Source organism: Flavisolibacter ginsengisoli DSM 18119, assembly GCF_900129295.1.
GTDB classification, from domain to species: Bacteria; Bacteroidota; Bacteroidia; order Chitinophagales; family Chitinophagaceae; genus Flavisolibacter; species Flavisolibacter ginsengisoli.
In genome coordinates this window covers 45,019-68,823 of record NZ_FQUU01000011.1, presented here as the reverse complement: position 1 = coordinate 68,823, position 23,805 = coordinate 45,019, and the positions used below count along the sequence as shown (strand labels likewise).

Here is a 23,805-nt window from a genome sequence, read left to right as displayed (position 1 = left end):
TATTATGAAGAAAATATCTTTATTAACAATAGGCATATTGGCTTTTGCTACAATAACAATTGCCCAGGATAAAAATGCACCACAAAAAAAGGTCAGGGCACACCATTATAAACAAAGAACTCAGGATAATAAACAAAGTACCCAGAAAACAGATACTGTAAAACTCAGCAACAGGAAGATCTATCATTGGAAAGATGGTCAACGAGCTACACCTACAGGCCATGTGGCAACGCCCAGCAACGGAAGCCAATATGCTGCAATAAAAAAAGACACGACGATATTACCAAAGAAGCAAGATCAATAAAACGTCATACTTTCTCCTTTAACAGGGGTTTTAACGAATAGAGTAAGCTAATCCTTGTTTTCATTTACCCTATCATTCCTATCTTCGCCGGCTCAAATAGTTCTTAAACGATGATTAGCAGAAGGAATATAAGGGTGAAAGTGATGCAGACCATATACACTTTAAGTACCCTTGAGCAGGGATTGAAGCCTGGAGAACCCGTCCATTTATTACAAAAACATTTTGACCAGTCAAAAGAGCTTTTTTTATACCTCACTTATTTTTTGTCAGAAATAGCTGGATATGCAGAGAAGGATTCTTATGTACGTTCTGGCAAACACTTACCGTCCACAGCAGATCTCAATGTCAACACCAAAATTGCCGGGAACGAGTTGCTTTGGCGGATTAAAGAAGATGCCAGCTACCAGCAGCAACTGGGAAAGGCAAAATTTGAAAACCGCATTGACAAGGAACTGGTTAAAAAGATATACATCGAACTAGCCGAGTCGCCCCAATACCGTGCTTATATCAGTGTCAACGAGCGAAACGCTAAGGAAGAAAGAGAGATCCTTGAATTTCTCTTTAACGACCTCCTCATTCCCAATGAAGTTTTCATCAGTCACCTGGAAGAGCATTTTATGAATTGGGATGATGATGCTGATATGGTCATTCAGTTGGTACAGGGACTATTATTAAAACCTTCAGCTATTAATTTTAATGAAGTGGTAAGTGCTGACAAATGGAATTTTGCCAAAAACCTCATTACCACGGTCATTGATAAAAAGGAACACCTTGAAACCCTGATCATACCAAAATTAAAGAACTGGGATGCTGAAAGGATAGCTGCCCTTGACATGATCATCATGCGTATGGGAGTGGCTGAATTGCTTTATTTCGAAACCATACCACCCAAGGTTACCATTAATGAATATATAGATATAGCCAAGGAATATAGCACACAGCAAAGTGGCCAGTTTGTAAACGGTATCCTGGATAATATTCATAAAGAACTGGTGCAACAAGGTAAACTGCACAAAACAGAGTTTAAAAAAACAAAAGTGGCCCCGCAGGATAATTTAAAGGAAGAAAAACCCTGATGGCTATTTCCGGTTAACTTTGCCACGCAAAAATTATAAGATGAAGTATTTAGTCATTTTTTTAATCTCAGGATTGATACTATCCTGCACCAATTCAGACAAGAAGGCCGCTTCTACCAACAGGGATTCGTTGAATAGTGTAGCACTGGAAGACTCTGCAAATTATACCAGCCTTCAGTGGGTGGACTCTACCTTCCAGGACCTTGGAAAAGTAAATGAAGGCCAGGTGGTGGATATCACATGGCATGTAAAGAATACAGGAACAAAACCATTGGTGATCGCCAGTGTAATTCCCGGCTGTGGCTGCACTGTAGCAGAAAAGCCTACTGAACCTATAGCCCCGGGTGGTGATGGTGTTATCAAGGCAAAGTTTGACAGTAAAAACCAGACAGAAGGTGAACACCGGAAAAGTATTACCGTTAATGCCAATACCAAAGAAAAGTCCTATTTCCTGGCATTTAATGTTAACGTAACAAAAAAGTAGTTTAATCATTCAATCATCTAATATGTATTTATTACAAGCACCGGCAGGTGGAGGTTCTTTTCAGTTCATTTTCCTGGGATTAATGATCCTTGTGTTTTGGTTATTTTTCATCAGGCCACAGGCTAAAAAAGCTAAGAATCAAAAGACCTTTATAGATAACCTGCAAAAAGGTGACAAGATCGTTACTATAGCAGGAATACATGGCACCATCAATAAAGTAAATGATGATGGCACTACTATTCAACTCGAGATCAATCCTGGTAGCTATATCAAAATTGAAAAGAGTGCTATTTCAATGGAATGGACAACGCAACTCAATAAACCACTTACCCCGGTAGTGGAGAAAAAATAAGTAAACTATAATTAATTTAGAGATCCGAAGCTTACAGCTTCGGATTTTCATTTCAATATGCTTAAGATAGGATTAACAGGAGGTATTGGTTCGGGAAAAACTACGGTAGCTAAAGTTTTTGAACTATTGAATGTTCCTGTCTATTATGCAGATGAAGCATCTAAAAGATTGTATCATACCGATCCTGTTTTAAAAGCTGCAATGGTCAAACATTTCGGTGCTGATGTTTACAAAAATGAACAGTTGGATAGAGCCCACCTGGCCCAATTGGTTTTTAATGATCCTGGAAAACTGGAGTTGCTAAATAGCCTTGTACACCCTCCCACCCTTCTTGATGCTGAAAAATGGATAGCCAGTCAAAAGGCTCCGTATATTATTAAAGAAGCAGCCTTATTATTTGAAGCCGGTTCAGCAGGACAACTGGATTATATAATAGGAGTCGCCGCTCCTGTTCATCTTAGGATCAAAAGAGTCATGGACAGGGATGCCATTTCCCGCGAGCAGGTTCAGCATAGAATGAACAGGCAAATGGATGAAATTATCAAGATGCGCCTGTGTGATTTCATCATTCACAATGATGAACAGCAGCTGGTGATCCCTCAGGTATTACACCTTCATGAAGCACTATTGAAATTAGCTTCGCATCTCCAGTAATTACACAAGTATATCCCTGGTTCTACTTCAGTTTCTTTAATGCTTCAGTAATCCGGGCAAATCCTTTTTCAATGTTTTCCATGCTGTTGGCAAAAGATAACCTTAGACATTGACTATCACCAAAGGCACTACCGGTAACGGTAGAAACATGTGCCTTATTCAGTAGGTACATACAAAGGTCATCAGCATTTTTGATCACTTCTTCCCCATCGGACTTTCCAAAATAAAAATCCACACATGGAAAGGCGTAAAAGGCTCCATCGGGTTCTGAAAACTTAAAACCTTCAATGCCGTGCATAAGCTCCATTACCCTTTTTCTTCTTCTTTCAAATTCCTTTAACATTTCATGGGTTGCATCCAGGGGTGCAGTCAGCGCAGTGATGGCCGCCCGTTGTGTAATAGAACTTGTTCCGCTGGTAAATTGACCCTGCAATTTTTCGCATGCCTTTGCTATTTCAACTGGAGCTGCCATATAACCCAGTCTCCATCCTGTCATCGCAAAACCCTTACTCAGTCCATTGATGATAATGGTCCGGTCTTTCAGGTAGTCAAATTGTGCAATACTTTCTGGTTTACCTCCGTAGTTTATATATTCATATATCTCGTCGGATATGATATATATATGCGGATATTTTTCAAACACACGGGCCAGTCCCTCCAGTTCATCTTTTTTATATACTGATCCACTTGGGTTGCAGGGCGATGAAAAAATAAAAAGCTTTGTGCGTGGTGTGATGGCTGCTTCCAGTTCTTCAGGCGTTATTTTATAGCCATGTTCCAGGGAGGATTTCAATAGCACCGCTTCCGCGCCTGTTATATCCACCAGTGCCTGGTAGGTTACCCAAAATGGTGTGGGTATGATCACCTGGTCACCTGTTTCTACAATACTCAGTATAGCGTTTGCCAGGCTTTGCTTGGCACCTGTGGACACTACTATATTTTCCGGCTTATAATCCAGGTTATTATCCCTTTTAAATTTCGAACATACAGCCTGCCTGAGATCAAGGTATCCTGATACCGGTGTGTAATGACTCCAGTTTTCATCAATCGCTTTCTTTGCTGCTTCTTTAATGTGTTCGGGCGTATCAAAATCAGGTTCACCCAAACTCAGGTCAATAATATCTAAACCTTTGGCCCTCAGTTCCCTGCCCAATTTGGCCATGCGTAAAGTTTCGGGCTCACTGAATCTTGAAAGTAATGAAGATAATTCCATGCGTATTTTTCAAAGGCACAAATGTAAGTATTACACTAACTAATTAATCATAGGTTATTTTAAATTGATCCAATGAGGCCTTGTGCTTACGGTTACGTTTTAATTCATATTGATAGATCACCTGTCCCAGTTCTTTTAGGAAAGGAAAACCGATTGATTCATAATCATAATGATCATCATTGAATATTCCATCTGAATTGCAATAGATATTGGCACTCAGAAAAAACTCCACATTGTTTTTAAGGTCAACTATGTAGGCAACATCCGTTAAAAAACCATAAGCATCCCCTTCCTTATTAAAGATCCTGATACCAGGGTCTTCTATTTTACCCTTTCCGCCAAATAACAGGAGTTTGGAATATGCATCATTGAAACTGGAATCGTATTGAGGAAATTGCGATTCGCCTGGTTTCATAGACATATACTTATATAAAAAGGCATAATCCTCATTATTAAGTTGAAAACGTTGCTTTTTGGGCATTGCTTCGGGAAAGATCACGCTCATTAATATAGAATGCAGGTCGATTAATGTGAACCGGTTCTTTTTTGAAAAGTCAAATGGTTCATTAATTAGTTTACCTCCTTTCATATATCCTTTTCCCAGCAAGGTATTTCGCGTTTGGTACCTCATCCCACTCCTGAGCAATGGTTTTTCCCAAATCAAATGGGAGGCAGTATCATAGAACTTTACGGGATTGGTAGCCCGGTTCTGATCTTCGGTCAAGCTTACATCCAGCCTGTGAAGGACCTGCGCACTGTCGTACCCCATTTTATGCAGGCTTTCATTAATGTACTCCTGGCCTAAAAACTCATACAACCGGTTAAAGGCATCATTATCACTGACCAAAAATATCTTCTTGATGTAATGTGCCACTGTAGGCCTTCCGTCTGCTGAAGAAGGATCATTATAAACCTGTGTTTGGCCAGCATAAGCCGATTCCGTGATCATAGTGGTTTGCTTATCCAGCCCTGGCTGGTTTAGCTGGTTTAGCTTTTGAAGAGCCAGGAAGGCAACAGGCATTTTAACAGTGGAAGCAGGATAAAAATACTGGTTGGGATCTGCGTTGTAATAATAATTGGTAAACCTGGGCTTGCCGGAAGCTGACCTGTCAACCTGCGTATAAATGATCTTTACATGGTACTGATCTTTTAACTGTAACAGGCTGTCTAAATGAGGTGAAGCCTGCCTGACCAGGTTCTTCAAAAAAGAATATGAAAGCAGTTTTCCAGGATCTTTTTTCATTTCCAGGGAGGGAGTCATAGTGTGTTTTGAAGTGCGGCAGCTACTAAAGATTATCAGGGGAAACAGCAATAGTACCCCAAGGTATTTAGATATCATAAAGCTAAAAAAAGGCTAAAAGCCTTTAAACAGGCCGTTTTAGACGACCAAAAGGCTTATAATTAAGGCCTGAATTTAAGGCGAAAAAACTATCTTTGCCCACTCTTAAAAAAACCGTGTATGCAATTGAAAGGCTTAGTCCGCTTTTTTACTATTCTGCTTATCCTTTATTCTATTTACGAATTATCCTTTACATGGGTGGTACGTAGCCATGAGAACAAAATGCAGTCAAAGGCTAAATCCTTTGTAGCCCAAAACTATGCTAATGCTGACGAGACTTTGAAAGACTCTGTTTACAAAGCCCGTCTGAAAAGATTATTAGACAGTACCAAAGATGTTACTGTTCACTACAGTTTCACAGGTCCTGTTAGTTACCAGAAAGCCAAAGAGGAAGAATTAAACCTGGGTCTTGACCTCCAGGGTGGTATTAACGTTACCATGGAAGTTGAGCTTTCAGGCTTGCTTCGTTCCATGGCCAATAACACCAAGGACCCCAACTTCTTAAAGGCACTTGAAAATGCCAACGTCAGGAAAGCCAACAGCAGCGCAGATTACATCACCCTGTTTGTAGAAGAATATAAAAAGCTGAATCCCAACGGACGCCTTGCTTCTTTGTTTGCTACCGGTAACCAGGACCGCATCAAGGTTACAGACAGTGATGATAAAGTAATTGCCGCCATCAGGCAGGAAGCCAATGATGCCTTCGACCGTACTTTCCGCGTATTGCGCACACGTATCGACCAGTTTGGTGTGGCACAGCCCAACATCAACCCTGACCGCGACCGTGGTGTGATCACCGTAGAATTACCAGGTGTGCAGGATGAAGAGCGCGTACGTAAGTACCTGCAGTCATCTGCCAACCTCCAGTTCTGGGAAGTATATAAAATAGAAGAATTGCAGAATTCTTTTGTTGCCGCTGACCAGGCTTACAATGCCATTGTTACCGGTTCCAAAAATACACCTGCAACCACAACCCCTGCAGATACAACAAAAGCAGCCACTACCACGCCTGCTGATACTTCCAAAACAGGTAAGTTATCAGAGGAAATGAAAAAAGATACTGGTAAGAAAGCCGCTGACACTACCCTTTCCGGAAAACGTTCTTTAATGCAGGAATTCTTCAAGCCCGGTTTGACCGTAGCTATAAAAGATACTGATGCATTAAGGTCGTACCTGAATATGGAGGAGATCCGCAGTGCTTTCCCTTCCGATGCGAAGTTTGCCTTTGGTATACCTGCACGTGATGCAGCAGGCAAACAGGAGAAAGTGGTTCCTTTCTATGTATTAAAAACAAACGGTTCTGAAAAGCCTCCAATGGAAGGCGAAGTAGTGACTTCTTCCAGACCTACTTTCGACCAGTTTGGAAAGCCCAGTGTGTCTATGACCACCAACAGCGTGGGTTCACGCCAGTGGGAGCAGATCACACGCAGAAGCTATGAGCAAAAAAGACCTATCGCCATCGTTCTGGACGATATCGTTTATTCAGCACCTATTGCACACAACGGTCCTATCACAGGTGGTAATACGGAGATCTCCGGGAACTTCACCCCTGAAGAATCTACTGACCTTGCCAATATATTGAAAGCTGGTAAGCTGCCCGCTCCTGCCAAGATCGTACAAGAGCAGGTGGTCGGTCCTACCCTTGGTGAAAATGCCATCCATGGTGGTATGCTTGCTTTTGGTATCTCTTTCCTTGTCATCTTCATCCTGATGCTGGTTTATTATAATACCAGTGGATGGATCGCCAATATTGCCCTGATCCTGAACCTGCTCTTTACTATCGGTGTACTGACTGGATTAGGTGCTACATTAACTGCTCCTGGTATCGCCGGTCTTGTACTGACCATTGGTATGGCCGTGGACACCAACGTAATTATTTACGAGCGTATCAAGGAGGAACTATCCAAAGGCAAAGGCTATATACCAGCAGTGAATGAAGGCTACAAGCGTTCCTTACCACCTGTACTGGATGCCCACGTAACTACCTTATTAACTGCCATCATCCTGTTCTCTTTTGGATTAGGCCCTGTTAAAGGTTTTGCCACTACCCAGATCATTGGTATCTTATTATCCCTGTTCTGCGGTATCCTGGTGAGCCGTTGGGTAACTGCCTGGTTTACCAATAAGAACCACCACCTGGAATATTTCACTCCATTATCAAAGCGCATCTTCAAACATGCCAGCTTTAAGTTCATTGAATACAGGAAGGTTGCCTATGTGATTTCCTTTATTGTATTGGCATTAGGTATTGGTGCCATCTTCAATGGTTTTGATGAAGGTGTGGAGTTCAAAGGCGGTCGCAGCTATGTAGTAGCCTTTGATAAAGATGTAACTAAGGATGTAGAAAAGATCCGTGAGGACCTGACCAAATCATTTGGCGAAGCACCAGTTATTAAAACCATTGGCGCTAACAATCACCTTGATATTACTACCTCCTACCAGATTGAAAATACCTCGCCTGAAACAGGTACGATGGTATTGAACAAACTGAAAGAAGGTTTGCATAACTATATCCCTGCAAACAAAAGCTTCGAGAAGTTTGACAAGGAAAACGTTATCGGAAGAACTACTGTATTACCAACGATTTCTGATGACCTTAAGAGCGGTGCCAAATGGGCAACGTTCTGGTCGGTATTGATCATTGCCATTTATATCTTTATCCGCTTCCGCGACTGGAGATATTCACTAGGTACCATCATCGCCTTGTTGCACGACGTATTGGTAACACTTGCGGTATTCTCTTTCCTGAAGAATGTAGTACCATTCCCATTAGAACTAGACCAGCACTTTATCGCTGCCATTCTAACGGTGATCGGTTTCTCCATGAACGACACGGTGATCGTATTTGACCGTATCAGGGAGTACAGTCACCAGATGCTCGGTGCACCAAAAGAAGTGGTGATCAATAAAGCCATCAACGAAACCTTAAGCCGTACCATCATGACGTCCTTAACGGTGTTTCTGACGATATTGATCCTATTCCTGGTAGGTGGAGAAGTTACCAAAGGATTCGCCTTCGCGATGTTGATAGGTGTGGTAACAGGTACCTATTCCTCCATTTTTGTGGCGGCTCCAATCCTGGTTGACCTTGGTGGTAAAAGAGCACTTGCTGCTTCCAATGGTTCTACCGGCAACGAAAAGCCTGCAACAAAAACAAAGCCTGCAATAGCTAAACATTAATCTTTTGCAATCTCATATAAAGAGCCTCCTTCGGGAGGCTTTTTTTATGAAAGCAAATCAAAGCTTCACGATAATTACAGCGAACCATGCCGTTTATTCTTCAACTGGGTGAAGCGTTATCCAGAAGCCCTTTGCGATCCTTTGCGTGCCTTTTCTCTACGTGCTTTGCAATACTTTACGAAATCCAGTAACGCAAAAGACGCTAAGAAATGCGCAAAGAAAATCGCAAAGAATAGGTGCTGGAATCATTGCAATTGCAATCCTTTCTCCAGCCTAAATACTGACTGCAATAGAAATGCACTTCCACCTAACGAACAAAAAACAAAAAACAAGAAACCAGAAACTTGCTTAAACAGCATGCTTAAGCATAAACAATGGGATCCTGTAATCCTCCGGAAAGTCCCCTTCAAACTTTATGGTCCACTCTATATCATCCATATAAAGCTTAAAGTATTCTATATCCTCTTCACTCAAAGGAGCTTCTACCTTAATATGCATCTTGTTTTTCATCTTCTTTTCCTTTTCTGGCTTTTGTTCTTGTATCCTTGCTTTTAGTTCCTCTTCAAAGGAAGACAGGAGTAAATCAAATTGCTCCCGGGTAAGGGAAATACGCTTTTGCTCTGTAAGAAAGGTAAACAAGGCTGAAAACACATCCCTTTTTTCACTTCCCTGCTTTAAAAAAGCAATGGCTATTCTTCTTACCTGGGTAAACAGCCTTGGGTATCTTCTTTTTAATGGTACAAACCGGTAGATAATAGATGACATAATATTACCGATTGCAAACCTTTCAGCGCTTCTCCTGCTGCCTTCAAAGGCAGGGTCCTTCCAGAAGCGCTTAGAATCCACTCCCGGAAGCATTCTTACCAAAAAACCCCAGTCCACATCCTTATAACAATTAATATCTCCACATACTGTACCTGTTAGTTTTACATGACCCACTTGCTTTGCCATATGATATTGGTTTTATTGACTGTAAAGATTGCTAAAATACTTAGTAACACCAAGCCGCCATGGCCGATTTGGCTGCTTTTGGCCGATTTGACCGGTTTTGTCCGCTTTTGTCCGGAAGGGCATTGAGTCGGGAGTATTGAGTATGGAGTCGGGAGGAAGAGAATATAGCAAGCAAATGGTAGCCTTAGGGCAGGTAACTTACTATCAAAGCCCTACCAACGGTATAGATACTGCGTGATCACCACGCAGTATCTATACCGGAGCTATATAGTTGATAGGCGGCAGCTATACTGCAGCCAGGGAGAAACCTGGGAGTAACCAGGCAGCAGACAGGGTTAAGCTATTTTGAATACAAAGGGATTTACTTGAGGAAATAATCCCTGGATCTCCAGGTGATGAAAATGGAGTATCAATAAAAAATTGTAAAAGGAAAAATGTAACAGCCTCAGCCCAGAGATAGAGTAATCTTCCCCACTCCTCTCCAATCCTTCCCCTCCTGGTTCTTTCGGGATAAAGGAACATTCACGTCGCTGCTTACTTGAAAATATAAAGAGCCCAGAAATTAAAATCTGGTAAAGTTTAAAGCATGCAAGAGATAAAGTACGCTTCCCAACTCCTCAATAATCCTCTCCAATCCTGCCAATCTTAGTTCTTTTATACCGCAAAACTACTTCCGCATCCGCAGGTGCTGGAAGCATTGGGGTTTTTAAAGGTAAAGCCACGGCTGTTCAACCCGGCCTGGTAGTCGATCTCCATATCCACTAAATACATTTCATGGGCCCTGTCAATTATGAATTGGAAACCGTCAGATTCATAGATATGATCGTTGGGTTTTTGAGCATCAAACCCTAAGAGGTAAGACATACCGGAACAACCACCGCCCTTAACGCCTACACGCAGGTACTGGGTGGTATCAAACCCAGGCTCGTTTTGTAAACGATTGATCTCGCTTATAGCGCCTTCTGTAAATTTTACCGGTGATAGTGTTTTCGTTTCCATGATGCAAAGTTATTTAATCCGGAGGTCTTGTTTGCTTGTTTGACTGTTAGCTGACAGAAGGTTAACAATCCTGTTTAATAGGAACGACGCAGTTTATTTTTAATGGGTTTTAAAAGTTTACGTAATGGTTGCAAAGGTTCACCCTCTAGGCTTGTCCCGACGAATGAAAGGATCATTCCGAGGCACAAGGAATCTTTGGATTGTGGATGGAGTGGCTAGAGTGTTGTGGATAAAAGTTCAGGCCTTTGCTATTAAGAATTGTGTTTTATGGAATGATTGCCTTAGGTGGTTTACTACTTATTATTTTTGTTTGCCTTCGGCGAGTCACTTTCTTTTGATGCCCAAAAGAAAGTAACCAAAGAAAAGGGCAGGCAAACACCATCGCTCCGCGGGTTTTGCCAGGCCAGCGCACTATTGCCCTTACTACAGAGGGCTACAGTTATTACGAATACAGACTTTCCTTGAGATTGTTTACCTCACTACATGTAGTTAAAGTCTCAAATCAGTATTACGTGCTATGTGCAGATACTGAAGGCACTGAATTGCGGACGAAAGGCTTCGGCCTAAAATGGTTTCAGTAATCGAATACCCGCAATGAGGTGCTGGAACAGTCTGAAAGATTGAAGTGTTTTTGCGTTTCGTTTGTTTGATGTTGTTTGATTTGGCATCAACTGTTTTGCCCCTTTCTCTGCGAAACTTTGCGGAAAACGCTGCGTCCTTCGCGTTACTTATTACGCAATGTGTATTAAGTCCAACTAATAAGATGAATCGTCTCTGCCTTCACACATCTGCCAAACAGATTGCTTCGTTCCTCGCAATGACTTTTATTTATTGATTTTCCTTCGAAACTTCTCTCCCTTTCTCCCTTCGATATTCCTTGTTCTATTGTTCTGCAGTTCTCTCTCCCTCGTCCGCCGAAGCGTTAGCGTATGAGGATCCTTATCAACTTGTTAACCCTGTCAACTTTTCAACCCCACTGTCAACTTTTCAACCCCACCGTCAACTTTTCAACCTGTCAACTTTTCAACTTCTCCTTCAACCTCTCCCTTCCCCCCTCAAACAATCCCTTCAATCATCCCAGTTTCCTATTAAATTTGCCCCCATAATAAAATCTAATGGGAGTTACCGTAGTCAGTTTAGTTGTTTCTATCATCGCCCTCATTCTTTCCCTGTTCGTTTTTTTCCAGTTGAAGGATAAGGACAACAGCACCCCGGATAGCTTCAGCACCCGGCCCTTACAGTTGCAGGCCTATGAAAGGCTGGTTATTTTATGCGAAAGGATCGCATTGCCCAACCTGATCAGCCGTTTATATCAACCCGGTCTTACCGCTAAAGAAATGCAGGTTTTCCTGCTCGAATCCATCAAACAGGAATATGAATACAATGCCTCGCAGCAGATCTATGTAAGCCAGCAATCGTGGGAAGCAGTAAGGAATCTTCGCGATCAGAATATGCTCATGATCAATACCATTTCCAAAACACTGGCACCGGAGTCCACAGCGGCAGACCTGAATAAGAGGATCATCGAAGGATTGATGCATGAAGAAAAAGCTGCCCTGCATACCTATGTAGCAGATACGCTTAACAGCGAAGCAAAGAAGATCATGAAGTAGATTCTCTTAGCTAGAAGATGGTAATGTGGTAAACTGTTTATCTAAAGCTTTAAGATCATGAGTAAACCTGTATTCACCGACTCCGGTATAGAAATAAGAACCCTGTACTCCAAAGAAAATACAGGGGATATAAAGCTTGAAGCGCCGGGTGAATTTCCTTTCACCCGTGGTGTGCAGCCTGACATGTACAGGGGCAAGCTATGGACCATGCGTCAGTATGCTGGTTTCTCTACCGCAGAAGAAAGCAACAAACGCTACCATTATTTATTATCCCAGGGTGTCATGGGACTGAGCGTGGCCTTTGACCTGCCCACTCAGATAGGTTATGACAGTGACCATTCGCTGTCTGAAGGTGAGGTGGGAAAAGTCGGTGTGGCCATTGACTCTATTGATGATATTGAAGCACTGTTTAAGGGTATAAGGCTGGAGGATGTTTCCACCTCCATGACCATCAATTCCACTGCTTTTATTCTCTTGTCTTTTTATGTGGCTTTGGCCAAAAGACAGGGTGCTGACCTGAAGAAACTTACCGGCACCATTCAGAATGATATTCTAAAAGAATATGCCGCCCGGGGTACCTATATCTATCCCCCCAAGCCTTCCATGCGCATCATCACGGATATCTTCCAGTGGTGCAGCGCGGAGCTGCCTAAGTGGAATACGATCTCCATTTCAGGTTATCATATCAGGGAAGCCGGGAGTACGGCTGTTCAGGAAATAGCCTTTACCTTAAGTAACGGCAAGGCCTATGTGCAGGCGGCTTTGGAAAAAGGGCTTGACATCAATGTGTTTGGCAAGCGTCTCTCCTTCTTTTTCAATGCCCACAACAATTTATTTGAAGAAGTAGCCAAGTTCCGTGCCGCCCGCCGCATGTGGGCCCGCATTATGAAAGACCTGGGCGCTACAGATCCCAAGGCCATGATGCTGCGGTTTCATACCCAGACTGGTGGCAGCACCCTCACTGCGCAGCAGCCTTTGAATAATATTGCCAGGGTAACCATGCAAACACTGGCGGCTGTCCTGGGCGGCACCCAGTCATTACATACAAATGGCTATGACGAGGCCTTGAGCCTGCCCACCGAAGAAGCGGCACGCATCGCTTTGCGCACCCAACAGATCGTGGCTTTTGAAACCGGCGCGGCTGATACCGTTGATCCCCTTGCTGGTTCTTATTACATAGAGACCCTGACCAAAGAAGTAGAGGAAAAAGCATGGCAACTGATAGAGAAGATCGATGCTATGGGTGGCAGTGTATCGGCTATTGAACAGGGATTCATCCAGGACGAGATAGCCCGCAGTGCCTACCAATACCAGCGCCAGGTTGAGAACCATGAAAAGATCATCGTGGGAGTCAACAAATTCCAGGTGGAGCAGGAAACGCCCATACCAGGCTTTCGCATTGATGACAGCATCAGGGAACACCAGGTGGAAAAGCTCAAAAAACTTAGGGCAACGAGAGATGCCGCGAAGGCCAGTGCCAGCCTGGAAACGATCAGGCAAAGGGCCATTGCGAATGAGAACCTGATGCCTTCTGTAATAGAAGCAGTGGAAAATTATTGCACCCTTGGTGAGATCGCCGATGTGTTGAGGGGCGTGTTTGGTGAATATAAATAAGCCTTTTATGCAAAAGCATAAAAGGCTTACAGATAATTAAAACTTTACTGGTTACATCTTTCCTTTTGAAATGGCCTGGATGGAATCAAGGTGTGTTTTCAGCGTTGGTAATGTCTTACCAGCCCAATTCCTGATATCCGCATCTTTGGCATCTTTTGATTCTTTTTCAAACTTGCTGACGTCCTTTTTGTGATCGCTCAACATCATGCTTACATAATGGTTATCGAAGGCCTTGCCTGTCATTTTTTTCATGGCATCCATGTGTTTACGCATATCTGCAGGCAAGCTATCCGGAAGCATGATACCTCTTCCTGAAACCAGTGATTTTAGTTCATTATTAGCCGCTGAATGATCACGAACCATCATGGCACCAAAATCTTTTACACGCTGGCTGGCAGCATTTTGCTGAGCCAGGTTACCTGCTTCTACTTCCATCATGCCACCTTTGGCTGCTTCCAATACAAAAAGGCTATCTTCTTTAGGTATTGGTGCCGTATTCATTGGTGTTGTGGTTGCCGTTGAGGTTTTAGAAGTATCCATCCCCGTTGTTGAGGTTGTGGTGGATGTTGAATCTGTGGTTTCCGTGCTGGTTGATTTGTTGTTGCCGCAAGACCAGAGGGTTGCAGCTAACAGAATGGCTGAGAAGGCTAAGAAATTCTTTTTCATACATGAATGTTTGTTACTGGTTTTGCAGAAATTTTTATGCCACTATTAAGGATACACTAAAATATTAATTCACAGCAACGATAATTCATGCATTCCTTAAACAGATTGCCTCTGAAGGCATTCCCTCCATCAGTGAAAAAACCTTTACTTTGTTTCTCAACTATTGATAAGTATGAGAAAACTTGCCTGTTTATTTAGTCTTTGTTTATCACTGTCTTGTATAGCCCAAACACCTTCCTTTGTCAAGGATAGCCTTGACCAGTATATCAATACAGGTTTAAAGGATTGGGAAATACCCGGGCTTTCCATCGTCATTGTAAAGGATGGGCACGTTGTAGTTTCTAAAGGTTATGGCGTGCGCAGCCTGGAAACAAACAAGCCTGTGGATGAGCATACCCTGTTTATGATCGCCAGTAATACCAAACTATTCACAGGAACAGCTTTAGCATTGCTGGAAACAAGGGGAAAATTATCCCTTAATGACAAGATCAGTAAATATTATCCCGAATACAGGGTGTATGACTCAACAGTAAATAAGTTGGTAACGATACGTGACCTGCTAACGCACAGGTTGGGTACCAAAACTTTCCAGGGCGATTTTACGTTCTGGAATACTAAGCTCAGCAGGGAACAGATCATGAATAAAATGCGCCTGTTAAAGCCTACAGGCATCTTCAGGCAGGACTATGGCTATTGCAACAGTTATTTCCTTGCAGCAGGCCAGGTGATCCCAAAGGTGACAGGAAAGCAATGGGAAGAATTTGTAAAGGACACCATTATGACGCCTCTGCATATGAGCGAGTCACTGGTCTTATCTACAGGTATTGCCCAACAGACCAATGTGGCAGTGCCTTACACAACTTCTTATACGGGTACCCTGCAAAAAGTACCATATGATAACTGGAACAACCTGGCTCCTGCTGCCAGCATTGTTAGCAATGTCAGTGATCTTTCTCATTGGCTGATGATGCAGCTGGACAGCGGTCGCTATAATGGCGAACAGGTCATTCCATGGGCAGCCATTCAAAAAACAAGAGATGTGAACATCATTACCGGCAGCCGCAAATCTGGAATATACCCTATACATTTCCGTGGTTATGGCCTGGGATTGTTTGTAGCAGATTACAATGGCAGGCAGGTCTACTGGCATACCGGTGGCGCAGGTGGCATGGTGAGCAATGTTTGCTTTATTCCTGAAGAGAAATTGGGCATTGCCATCCTTACCAATAATGACAACCAAAGCTTCTTTGAATTCCTTCGATACCAGATCATGGATGCCTACCTGGGTGTGCCCTATGTAAACAGGAGTAAGCAGCAACTGCAAAACTTCCAGGCAGAAATGGCAGGACAACTCAAAGAGATCGCTGACTGGAAGGCAAGGGTAAAAAACAATAAACCTGAATTACCCTTAACAGCGTATGCAGGTGTTTATAACAATGAATTGTATGGCCCCATTACCATCAGCCAGGTGGGCAACCGGTTGAAGATGAACTTCAGTGCCAAGCCTGAGCTTTCCGCTACGCTGGATTATATGGACAATGGTGAATGGCTGATGCAATACAACAATATCGAGTATGGCATTTTCAATATAAAGTTTACTATAGAAGGTAAAAAAGTAAAGTCAGTAACCACCCGGCAGAATGAATTCGTGGAGTATGATCCTTATACGTTCATCAAGAAATAAATGCAGAAGGATTTGAGGTCTTACTGGTAGGCCTCAAATCCTTCATTCAATTTAATACCCAGGGATTGGGCCAGCTCATTCACCTTGCGGACAAAGGAAAAATCACTGATGATGTTTTTGATGCTGTTGATATCATCAGCAAAGATCCTGTCCTCTTCGGCAAAGCCGGCAAACTGCCGTACAAAATCGTGTGCCCCTTCCAGTAAGGCGCTGCTTTTTAAAGGCCTGCGGAATTCAATGGCCTGGCAGGCGCTCATCAATTCTATTGCTAGTATAAATTCAAGGTTGTCAATGACGCGATTGAGTTTGCGCCCGCTGATGCTTCCCATGCTTACATGATCTTCCTGTCCCAGTGAAGTGGGAATGCTGTCAGCGCTGCTGGGAAAGCAAAGTGTTTTGTTTTCCGTGACCAGGGCGGCAGTGGTGTATTGCGGAATCATGAAGCCACTGTTCAAACCCACATTGTTCATGAGCAGCATGGGCAATCCCCATTTACCTTCCAGCAACAGGTAACAGCGACGGTCTGAAATATTACCAATTTCAGCCGATGCAAAACAGGCATAGTCCAACGGAAGCGCTAAGGGCTGCCCATGGAAGTTGCCACCACTGATGGTATCATCCTCACCAAATACAATAGGGTTGTCGGTAACAGAATTTGCTTCAATTTCTACCAGGTCCTTCAGGTGTTTCCATGCATTGCGCGAGGCGCCGTGCACCTGTGGCATGCAGCGCAGGGAATAGGGATCCTGTACCCTACCGCAATCCATATGGCTTTGCATGATCTCTGAATCAGCCAGCAATAACCTGAGGCGCTGTGCCACCAGGGTATTCCCTTCGAAGGGACGCAATTGATGCAGGCGTTCATCAAAGGGGGCCTTGGTGCCTGTCAATGCCTCGAGGCTCATGGCCCCGATCACATCGGCGGCTTCCAGGCAGTTATGCATTCTTTGCACGGCCTTAATGCCAAAGGCCAGTATGAACTGTGTGCCGTTGATGAGCGCCAGACCTTCCTTGGGACCCAGTTGTATGGGTTGTAACGAAAACTGTTTGAATATCTCCTGTGTCCTGTACCGTTTTCCTTCATAGAACACTTCTCCCAGGCCAATCAGGGGCAAGAACAAATGCGCCAGCGGCGCCAGGTCGCCCGAAGCCCCTACACTACCCTTTTCTGGCACTACAGGGATCACATTTTGTTCTATATGCCACAGGATGCGTTGCAGGGTGCTTAGCTGGATGCCCGAGTAGCCCTGGGCCAGTGCATGCACCTTGGTGATCAGCATCAGTTTGGCGATATCCAGGGGAACCGGATCTCCCACGCCCACGCTATGGCTTTGCAAGATCTTGTATTGCAGTGTGGCTGTATCCGCATCATTGATCCTGGTATTGGCCAGTATGCCAAAGCCGGTGGTAACACCATAGACCGTTTTATTGGTATCGGCCATGTGTTGGATATGTTGCTGGCTTTGCTGGATCCTGCCTATGACATCGGGGTCTAATTTTCCTTCTAATCCGCCTTCAGCCAGCGATATGGCCTTTTGAACTGTCAGTTTATCTTTTCCGTAGAAAAAGGGCTGCTTCATAATTTGATGGTCGAAAATAACTTATATCTTACAGCCACAAGCCACTATTTATTCCACTATGGAAAACCTGATATTCCTGCTCACAGCATCGCTGGTGCTGTATAAGTCTGCCAGAAAGCCAAAGAAGATCCGCATAGGTGATACCAATTGTTCTGTGTTATTTTCCCCTGATGCTGTTTTTGATTATACCCGTTCTGATGATAGTGATGAACTGTACTTTAGTGAGTACACGGAAAAAGAGATCAGCTATGGTGTATTGTGTGCGCGGCTCAGTGCAAAGCTTCCGCTGGATGAAGCCAGGGATATCATGGACTCCTATCTTACTAGGCTCCACAAACCTTTCCATGCATTGTATAATACCGGTATTGATCTCTGTCAACCTTTGGAGCAGGAGCCCTCTTGCATTAAAATGGTAGATTACTGGCAGGATGAAGACGAGATGGACTGGAAAGTGAAGGGCTATACCGATGGACAGATCATTGCGGTATTGTATGTGAAAAACATCAATCAAAGCACTGTGGAGCAGCATGACCTGTTTTTAGACAGCTTTTCAATGCATTAATCCTCCATAATATTTTGGATTCTCTTATATTTGCCGCTCTTTAAAAGGTCCGGTAGCTCAGTTGGATAGAGCAACTGCCTTCTAAGCAGTAGGTCATTGGTTCGAATCCAATCCGGATCACAGAGTATTTATTTCAAATCTTTATAAAGCCGTTCAGAATCAATTTTGAACGGTTTTATTTTTTTCCATCGTCGTTGCCCCCCAGGTCATTATTTCCAATTCTGATCTTTGATTTTTCTGATTAAGGTTTTACTGATTGGCGTTTCACGGAGAAAACAACTATTTTGTAACCTCAACCTCATAAACAAACTGCCTTGAAAACAATTCCACTTCTTCTTATAATACTGCTATCTATTGAAGGTCCCGCGCAAAATATTACAACAGATACCTCTACTACCTTCTTTCCGAACTTTAAGAAGGGTGAGAAAAAAACTTTCAAAGTCGTTGAAGAATCAAAGATTTACAATATGGGTTTTGTTGCAAAACAATCCACCTCAAGCTATGAAATGAAGATGGAAGTTCTGGACGACTCAGCCAGCTTCTTTATCATACAATTAGATCTTAAAACAGTCAGTTCTAAAAGCAATAAGCTTGAAATGAACAACCTGATAGCCCAAATCAGAAATGGTTTAAGGTTGAAGTATAAAATAGATAAAAAAGGGTTTTTGATGGATATGGTAAACTTTAAGGAGGTACACCATCATTTGTCAAAAGCTTTCGACTCATTAAGTGTAATTGAACATTATGATTCGTTTAACCAGGCTTTTGTTGATCAGTATAAAACATTACTAAATACTGCAAGTGGCATTTTAGATACCTACCTCAAGCCAATGACACTTTATCATACTCCGTATGGTGCTGAATTGGTTTATAAAAAACCTGTATATAAAGCTTCAGCTTCACTAAATGCCTTTAATGGTAAGGACATCCCGAATGTGGTGATCCTTGAATTGAAGGAGTTAAATTCATCAAAGGACTTTGCACAACTACGTTATGATCAAATCACCAATAAAAAATTGGCAGCCCTAATTACATCAGATAAGATTAGTGAAATAACAAAAAATATAACTGGGGAAGACTTAGATAAGGATGAACTTCCGGACGAAGTAAATTTAAAAGACCATAATCAATTTGATATGGAGATATCAAGCGGTTGGATCACAAAAGCCAGATATAAACGAATAGCGAAGGACGGAATAGCTAAAATGGTCAATACGATGGAAATCACAATGCAATAATAATCTCTCCCGCCTGTCTCAATTTTCTAGGGAAAAAGAAGTGTACAGATTATTTTTAAACATAGCAAGTCAGTTGCAGGCGAACTGGAAGCGAATAAACAGGATTCATAAGGAACATATAATTGGAAATGTTGAGCATATGGGAAGAAAGTAGGGAGTTGGTAGCCAGTAAACAGCTAGTAAATCCTCTAGAAGTCCTCATTTCAAATAATATAACACTGAGAACTTTTAAGGATACAGCAAATACTTCTTCCGCATCGCCTTATATTGACTTAAACCAGGCTCCCAGCTGGCCCGTACTTCTTTTTCCGATTTACCATCTATGATCTGTTGCCTGAACAAAGCAGAACCGGTCAATCGTTCAATCACTCCCATTTCCTTGCTTAGTTTGGAATCAAAGAATTGCTCTTTGTTGGGAGAAGCCCTGTACAGTTCCATCATCCACTGCAGGTTGATCTGCTTCTTTTTTCTTAATTGATCCACATCATACTGGCGCAGGTCAAGCCCATAGCAAACCTGGTTCATGAAGAGTGGGGTTTCAGCCATGCCCTTGATGCCTTTCGGTATGTAGTTGAAAGCATATTTTCCTTTCAGTTCCGGGCTGCCAATGACGGTAAAGGGAAAATAAGTGCCGCGGCCGTGATTGAGGTAGGTGCCTTCAAATAAACAGGTGGAAGGATAAAGCATAATGGCCTGCTGCGTATTTAAGTTAGGTGAAGGGCTTACCGGTAGTACATAGGGCATATCGTGGTTGTAGTTAGCCACCTTGATGATCCTCAGCTTGCATTGTACTTTATTGGTCAGCCATCCTTCGCCATTGGCCATCTGGGCAAATTCACCCACCGTCAGTCCATGTGCTATAGGAATGGGGAACATGCCAATGCCCGATTTGAATTGCATATCCAGCACCGGTCCATCTACCAGGTAACCATTGGGATTGGGCCTGTCCAGTATCAGCAGCTCCTTGCCGTTTTCAGCACAGGCTTCCATCAAACGGGCCAATGCATTGATATTGGTATAGAACCGGCAGCCAACGTCCTGCAGGTCATAGATGACGATGTCCACATCCGACAGGTCTTCTTTGGTTGGTTTGTTTTTCTTTCCATACAATGAGATCACGGGTATGCCTGTGGCCACATCGGTTTCATCGGCAACCGAAGCACCGGCACTGGCATTTCCACGGAAGCCATGCTCTGGTCCAAAGACCTTGACGATTTTAATGCCGAGTGTTTGCAAACTGTCCACCAAATGCTTTTTGCCAATAATGGTGGTCTGGTTGGCTAGCATGGCTACTCTTTTGCCTTTTAAGAACGGCAGGTATTTACCTGTTTGTTCTGCACCGGTTTGTATCCGGGTCTTGGTTTCATTTTGAATGGAAGATGTAGGATCAGTATGGAAAAGAAAGGCGCTTGCCATTAAAAAAAGGGATACAATCAATTTCATGGTTTGGGTATTTAAATTACAGGCTATTGAGAAACGTTATTACATACAACAACATGAACTGCTTACCAATTAGCCAGATCGGCACTGCTGTCGTTAATAAATGTTCTAAAATAACCAATTATTGCTCAGCTTTGTGGTAGCCCTCCAGGTGCAGAGGAGAAGTTCACCTTCTTCAGCCTATTTCGTTGTTCAACTGCTGCCTGCTCTTTTCCTGTAAAGAGCCCATAACCCCCAAAGGATAACAGGGTTATAGCGACTTCCTGTTTATTTACAACCCCTGATATGCACTGTAAAAGGGTTAGCCGCAGCGAAACCCTATTGCATTTACCGGTCAAATTATGCAGCCATTTTACTGAATATGACTTAAGTTATTTTTTTATATGGCTTTATTCAATACCTTGACATCTGCAATACTATTATCGCCTAAAAGTAAATATTGCTCTTATCCTGCTGTACGATCCTGTCTGTATTTCTTAACAGGAAATTTATGATCGGTGACAAAAAATTGATTGTGGTTTTGCCCTCCTATAATGCGGCCTGTACTTTGAACCGAACCTACAGCGAAATTCCTTTGAATATAGTAGACGAAGTTATCCTGGTAGATGATCACAGCCTGGATAATACCGTGGAAATGGCCCGGAACCTGGGCATCAAACACATACTTGTTCATCAAAAAAACAAAGGATACGGGGGCAACCAAAAAACCTGTTATGACAAAGCGCTGGCACTTGGGGCTGATATCGTCATTATGCTCCACCCCGACTACCAGTACACGCCCCTGTTAATTGCGCCCATGGCATCCATTATCAGCACAGGCTTATACCAGGTGGTACTGGCTTCCCGCATATTGGGAAACGGGGCCATACAGGGCGGCATGCCTGTGTATAAATACATTGCTAACCGGCTGCTTACTTTTTTCGAGAATATATTATTAGGTCAAAAACTTTCAGAATACCATACTGGCTACCGGGCTTTTTCAAGGGAGGTGCTGGAACATGTTGACTACCATAATTTGTCGGATGATTTTGTTTTCGACAACCAGATGCTTTCGCAAATCATTTACTTTAACTACCGCATTGCTGAAATCAGCTGTCCCACTAAATATTTTGAAGAAGCCTCCAGCATTAATCTGAAAAGAAGTATCGTTTATGCATTAGGTGTAATTAAAACTTCCGTGAAGCACCGGCTTTGTAAATGGGGCATGATGACAGATGGCATGTACAAAATGCATTAGCTATCTTTTTTGCTGGTAAAAAACAAAGCCGTTTTTCTTGTACAATAACTGCAGGCCTGGATTTTCCTTTTCGTCTTTTTCCATGTTCTGGATCTTGCCAACAAGATATACCTGCAAGCCTGGATGCCCCTGCAAGAAAGCACTGTCAGCCCTTGCCAGCGCTGGTGTTCGGCGGGCATAGTAAAGATGTGCGTAGCTCTTAAACCCAATGGTCTCCACAATGGAATTTCCAGTTGCCTTGCTTTTAAAGAACTCAATGGCAGCGCCCTGTGCATATTGTTCAACTTTGGGAGTGATCAGCACAATGGTCAAATTAATAGCGATGGCAGAGGAGGCAAACAAAACAAGGAGTGCTTTCTTTTGATGCTGAGCTGACAGCAGGATAAAGGCAACCAGGCCTGCCAGCAGAATAAAACCCGGTATTTTTTCATAGCCGGTCCAGACAACATTTGCCATTAGTGATTCATTGGCAAAAGGATCATGCACCATACCGGATTGCACCAGCCATACCTTCCAGGAATCGATAAAGGATATTGCCATTATGGCAAAGCATACCAGCAGGCCCATACCAAACTGCAGCCATTTTGCCCATGCAGGCAAACGCCAGCGTCCCAGGTATACCTGGTAAAAACTTACTGCCGCATGGTAGGTTAAGGGATAATAACAAAGAGAGGAGTAGTGAATGATCTTTGTTTTAACGATGGAAAATAAGATCAGCACCACCCAAAACAAGATCAGCATCCACCGGTGAAATGCGGGGGAAAGCTCATTGCCGTTTTTTATTTTTCGCATGGAAAGAAGGCTCAATACTGCTGCGGGAAAACATCCAAATAATAACACAAGGAAATGATAATAGAATGGTCCGCCGTGGTCTGATTCTTCTGTTGCAAACAGCCTTAGCTGGTAGTTGAAAAAATCCCGGATAACATAAGCCTCTCCTTTCAGCCATAAAGCAATAAACCATATGCTTCCTACCGATGCAGCCAGCAACAGAAAAAGCAGTATGTCTTTGAATTTTATAAAGTTCCTGAACCGGTTCAGCAAAGCATGCACGGCATAGCAAAGTCCAATAATAAGCAAGGCCACCGGGCCCTTTGTCATAATGGCCAGGCCGGCAAACAATCCAGACAAAAGAATGGAGCTTATGGAGGGCCGCACTTCGCTGTACAGAAAAAGCTTGGAGACAGAGAGAAAAATAAAAAGGTTGAACCAGGGATCAATGATGCCTGATTTGAAATAGAACTGGGGCAGCAGGGAGCCGGCATACACAATGATCCAGATCCAGCCAAAGACTGGACTAACAAGCTTCTTCCCCGTTCTGTACAGCACCAGCATGGTAATGATGCCGCAAACTGCATTGGGGAAGCGGGCTGCAAACTCATTTATGCCAAATAGTTTCATTGACAACACCTGCAGCCAAAAGAACAAAGGAGGTTTTTCCCAAAAGGGTGTAAAATTTATCTGGGGAATGAAATAATTATGCGTGACAATCATTTCACGGCTGGCTTCAGCAAAGTTTACTTCGTCCCAGTCGAACAAATGCGTTGATCCCAAAAAAGGAATGAATAAGACCGAAGCCAGTAAAACAATAAGCAGTCCTGGTTGCCATTTTTTCACAA

General features: G+C 43.1%; 21 protein-coding genes and 1 tRNA gene. 13 read left to right on the top strand and 9 right to left on the bottom strand.

The window, feature by feature from the left end; genetic code table 11:
- The first annotated feature begins 4 nt into the window (after nt 1-4).
- The 5 genes from BUA53_RS13240 (at nt 5) to coaE (ending at nt 2,870) form a co-directional block, all read left to right on the top strand.
- Nucleotides 5-304, top strand: a complete 300-nt coding sequence (locus BUA53_RS13240; protein WP_072835866.1) for a hypothetical protein — start codon at nt 5-7, stop codon at nt 302-304.
- 143 nt (nt 305-447) lie between these two features.
- The gene (nusB, locus tag BUA53_RS13235) at nt 448-1,380 is read left to right on the top strand and encodes a transcription antitermination factor NusB (protein ID WP_245793119.1); all 933 of its coding nucleotides are present in this window, start codon (nt 448-450) and stop codon (nt 1,378-1,380) included.
- A gap of 40 nt (nt 1,381-1,420) precedes the next feature.
- The gene (locus BUA53_RS13230) at nt 1,421-1,864 is read left to right on the top strand and encodes a DUF1573 domain-containing protein (RefSeq protein WP_072835864.1); all 444 of its coding nucleotides are present in this window, start codon (nt 1,421-1,423) and stop codon (nt 1,862-1,864) included.
- Nucleotides 1,865-1,886: 22 nt separating this feature from the next.
- Nucleotides 1,887-2,216: a preprotein translocase subunit YajC gene (yajC, locus tag BUA53_RS13225; protein WP_072835863.1), complete on the top strand. Its 330-nt coding sequence runs from the start codon at nt 1,887-1,889 to the stop codon at nt 2,214-2,216.
- Between the two features lie 57 nt (nt 2,217-2,273).
- A complete protein-coding gene (gene coaE / locus BUA53_RS13220; RefSeq protein WP_072835862.1) occupies nt 2,274-2,870 on the top strand; it encodes a dephospho-CoA kinase in 597 nt (198 codons plus the stop codon).
- A 22-nt stretch (nt 2,871-2,892) separates the two neighbouring features.
- Here coaE and BUA53_RS13215 read toward each other — a convergent pair whose 3' ends face one another.
- Nucleotides 2,893-4,083: a pyridoxal phosphate-dependent aminotransferase gene (locus tag BUA53_RS13215; protein WP_072835861.1), complete on the bottom strand. Its 1,191-nt coding sequence runs from the start codon at nt 4,081-4,083 to the stop codon at nt 2,893-2,895.
- 43 nt (nt 4,084-4,126) lie between these two features.
- Entirely contained in the window at nt 4,127-5,344 is a 1,218-nt protein-coding gene (locus tag BUA53_RS13210) for a serine hydrolase (protein ID WP_072835860.1), read from the bottom strand.
- 198 nt (nt 5,345-5,542) lie between these two features.
- On the opposite strand from BUA53_RS13210, the gene secDF reads away from it, so the two are divergent.
- Entirely contained in the window at nt 5,543-8,602 is a 3,060-nt protein-coding gene (gene secDF, locus BUA53_RS13205) for a protein translocase subunit SecDF (protein WP_084080066.1), read from the top strand.
- A 348-nt stretch (nt 8,603-8,950) separates the two neighbouring features.
- Here secDF and BUA53_RS13200 read toward each other — a convergent pair whose 3' ends face one another.
- The 3 genes from BUA53_RS13200 to BUA53_RS13190 form a co-directional block, all read right to left on the bottom strand.
- On the bottom strand, nt 8,951-9,553 hold the full coding sequence (locus BUA53_RS13200; RefSeq protein WP_072835859.1) for a hypothetical protein: 603 nt from the start codon (nt 9,551-9,553) through the stop codon (nt 8,951-8,953).
- Between the two features lie 285 nt (nt 9,554-9,838).
- A complete protein-coding gene (locus BUA53_RS13195) occupies nt 9,839-10,075 on the bottom strand; it encodes a hypothetical protein (RefSeq protein ID WP_072835858.1) in 237 nt (78 codons plus the stop codon).
- Between the two features lie 132 nt (nt 10,076-10,207).
- A complete protein-coding gene (locus BUA53_RS13190) occupies nt 10,208-10,552 on the bottom strand; it encodes a HesB/IscA family protein (protein WP_072835857.1) in 345 nt (114 codons plus the stop codon).
- A gap of 1,115 nt (nt 10,553-11,667) precedes the next feature.
- Here BUA53_RS13190 and BUA53_RS13185 point away from each other — a divergent pair.
- Both BUA53_RS13185 and BUA53_RS13180 read left to right on the top strand, forming a co-directional pair.
- Nucleotides 11,668-12,165 carry a DUF7935 family protein gene (locus tag BUA53_RS13185; RefSeq protein WP_072835856.1) on the top strand — a complete coding sequence of 166 codons (498 nt, stop codon included), beginning with the start codon at nt 11,668-11,670 and terminating at the stop codon, nt 12,163-12,165.
- Nucleotides 12,166-12,222: 57 nt separating this feature from the next.
- On the top strand, nt 12,223-13,779 hold the full coding sequence (locus BUA53_RS13180; protein ID WP_072835855.1) for an acyl-CoA mutase large subunit family protein: 1,557 nt from the start codon (nt 12,223-12,225) through the stop codon (nt 13,777-13,779).
- A gap of 51 nt (nt 13,780-13,830) precedes the next feature.
- On the opposite strand, the gene BUA53_RS13175 is transcribed toward BUA53_RS13180, so the two are convergent.
- Complete coding sequence (locus tag BUA53_RS13175; RefSeq protein WP_072835854.1) at nt 13,831-14,445, bottom strand: DUF4142 domain-containing protein; 615 nt, start codon at nt 14,443-14,445, stop codon at nt 13,831-13,833.
- Nucleotides 14,446-14,617: 172 nt separating this feature from the next.
- On the opposite strand from BUA53_RS13175, the gene BUA53_RS13170 reads away from it, so the two are divergent.
- Nucleotides 14,618-16,129, top strand: coding sequence for a serine hydrolase (locus BUA53_RS13170; protein ID WP_072835853.1), 1,512 nt, complete (start codon nt 14,618-14,620; stop codon nt 16,127-16,129).
- A gap of 20 nt (nt 16,130-16,149) precedes the next feature.
- On the opposite strand, the gene hutH is transcribed toward BUA53_RS13170, so the two are convergent.
- Nucleotides 16,150-17,709 (bottom strand): histidine ammonia-lyase, encoded by a 1,560-nt coding sequence (hutH, locus tag BUA53_RS13165; RefSeq protein WP_072835852.1) that lies wholly within the window; start codon nt 17,707-17,709, stop codon nt 16,150-16,152.
- A 58-nt stretch (nt 17,710-17,767) separates the two neighbouring features.
- Between hutH and BUA53_RS13160 the strand changes: the two genes are divergently transcribed.
- The 3 genes from BUA53_RS13160 (at nt 17,768) to BUA53_RS13150 (ending at nt 19,509) form a co-directional block, all read left to right on the top strand.
- Nucleotides 17,768-18,271 (top strand): hypothetical protein, encoded by a 504-nt coding sequence (locus BUA53_RS13160; protein WP_072835851.1) that lies wholly within the window; start codon nt 17,768-17,770, stop codon nt 18,269-18,271.
- A gap of 46 nt (nt 18,272-18,317) precedes the next feature.
- A tRNA-Arg gene (locus BUA53_RS13155) sits at nt 18,318-18,391 on the top strand.
- A 194-nt stretch (nt 18,392-18,585) separates the two neighbouring features.
- A complete protein-coding gene (locus BUA53_RS13150) occupies nt 18,586-19,509 on the top strand; it encodes a hypothetical protein (protein WP_072835850.1) in 924 nt (307 codons plus the stop codon).
- A 228-nt stretch (nt 19,510-19,737) separates the two neighbouring features.
- Here the strand turns inward: BUA53_RS13150 and BUA53_RS13145 are convergent, their stop codons facing one another.
- Complete coding sequence (locus BUA53_RS13145) at nt 19,738-20,952, bottom strand: exo-beta-N-acetylmuramidase NamZ family protein (RefSeq protein WP_072835849.1); 1,215 nt, start codon at nt 20,950-20,952, stop codon at nt 19,738-19,740.
- Between the two features lie 487 nt (nt 20,953-21,439).
- On the opposite strand from BUA53_RS13145, the gene BUA53_RS13140 reads away from it, so the two are divergent.
- Complete coding sequence (locus BUA53_RS13140; RefSeq protein ID WP_072835848.1) at nt 21,440-22,186, top strand: glycosyltransferase family 2 protein; 747 nt, start codon at nt 21,440-21,442, stop codon at nt 22,184-22,186.
- Here the strand turns inward: BUA53_RS13140 and BUA53_RS13135 are convergent, their stop codons facing one another.
- On the bottom strand, nt 22,187-23,803 hold the full coding sequence (locus tag BUA53_RS13135) for an ArnT family glycosyltransferase (RefSeq protein ID WP_084080063.1): 1,617 nt from the start codon (nt 23,801-23,803) through the stop codon (nt 22,187-22,189).
- Nucleotides 23,804-23,805 lie beyond the last annotated feature (2 nt).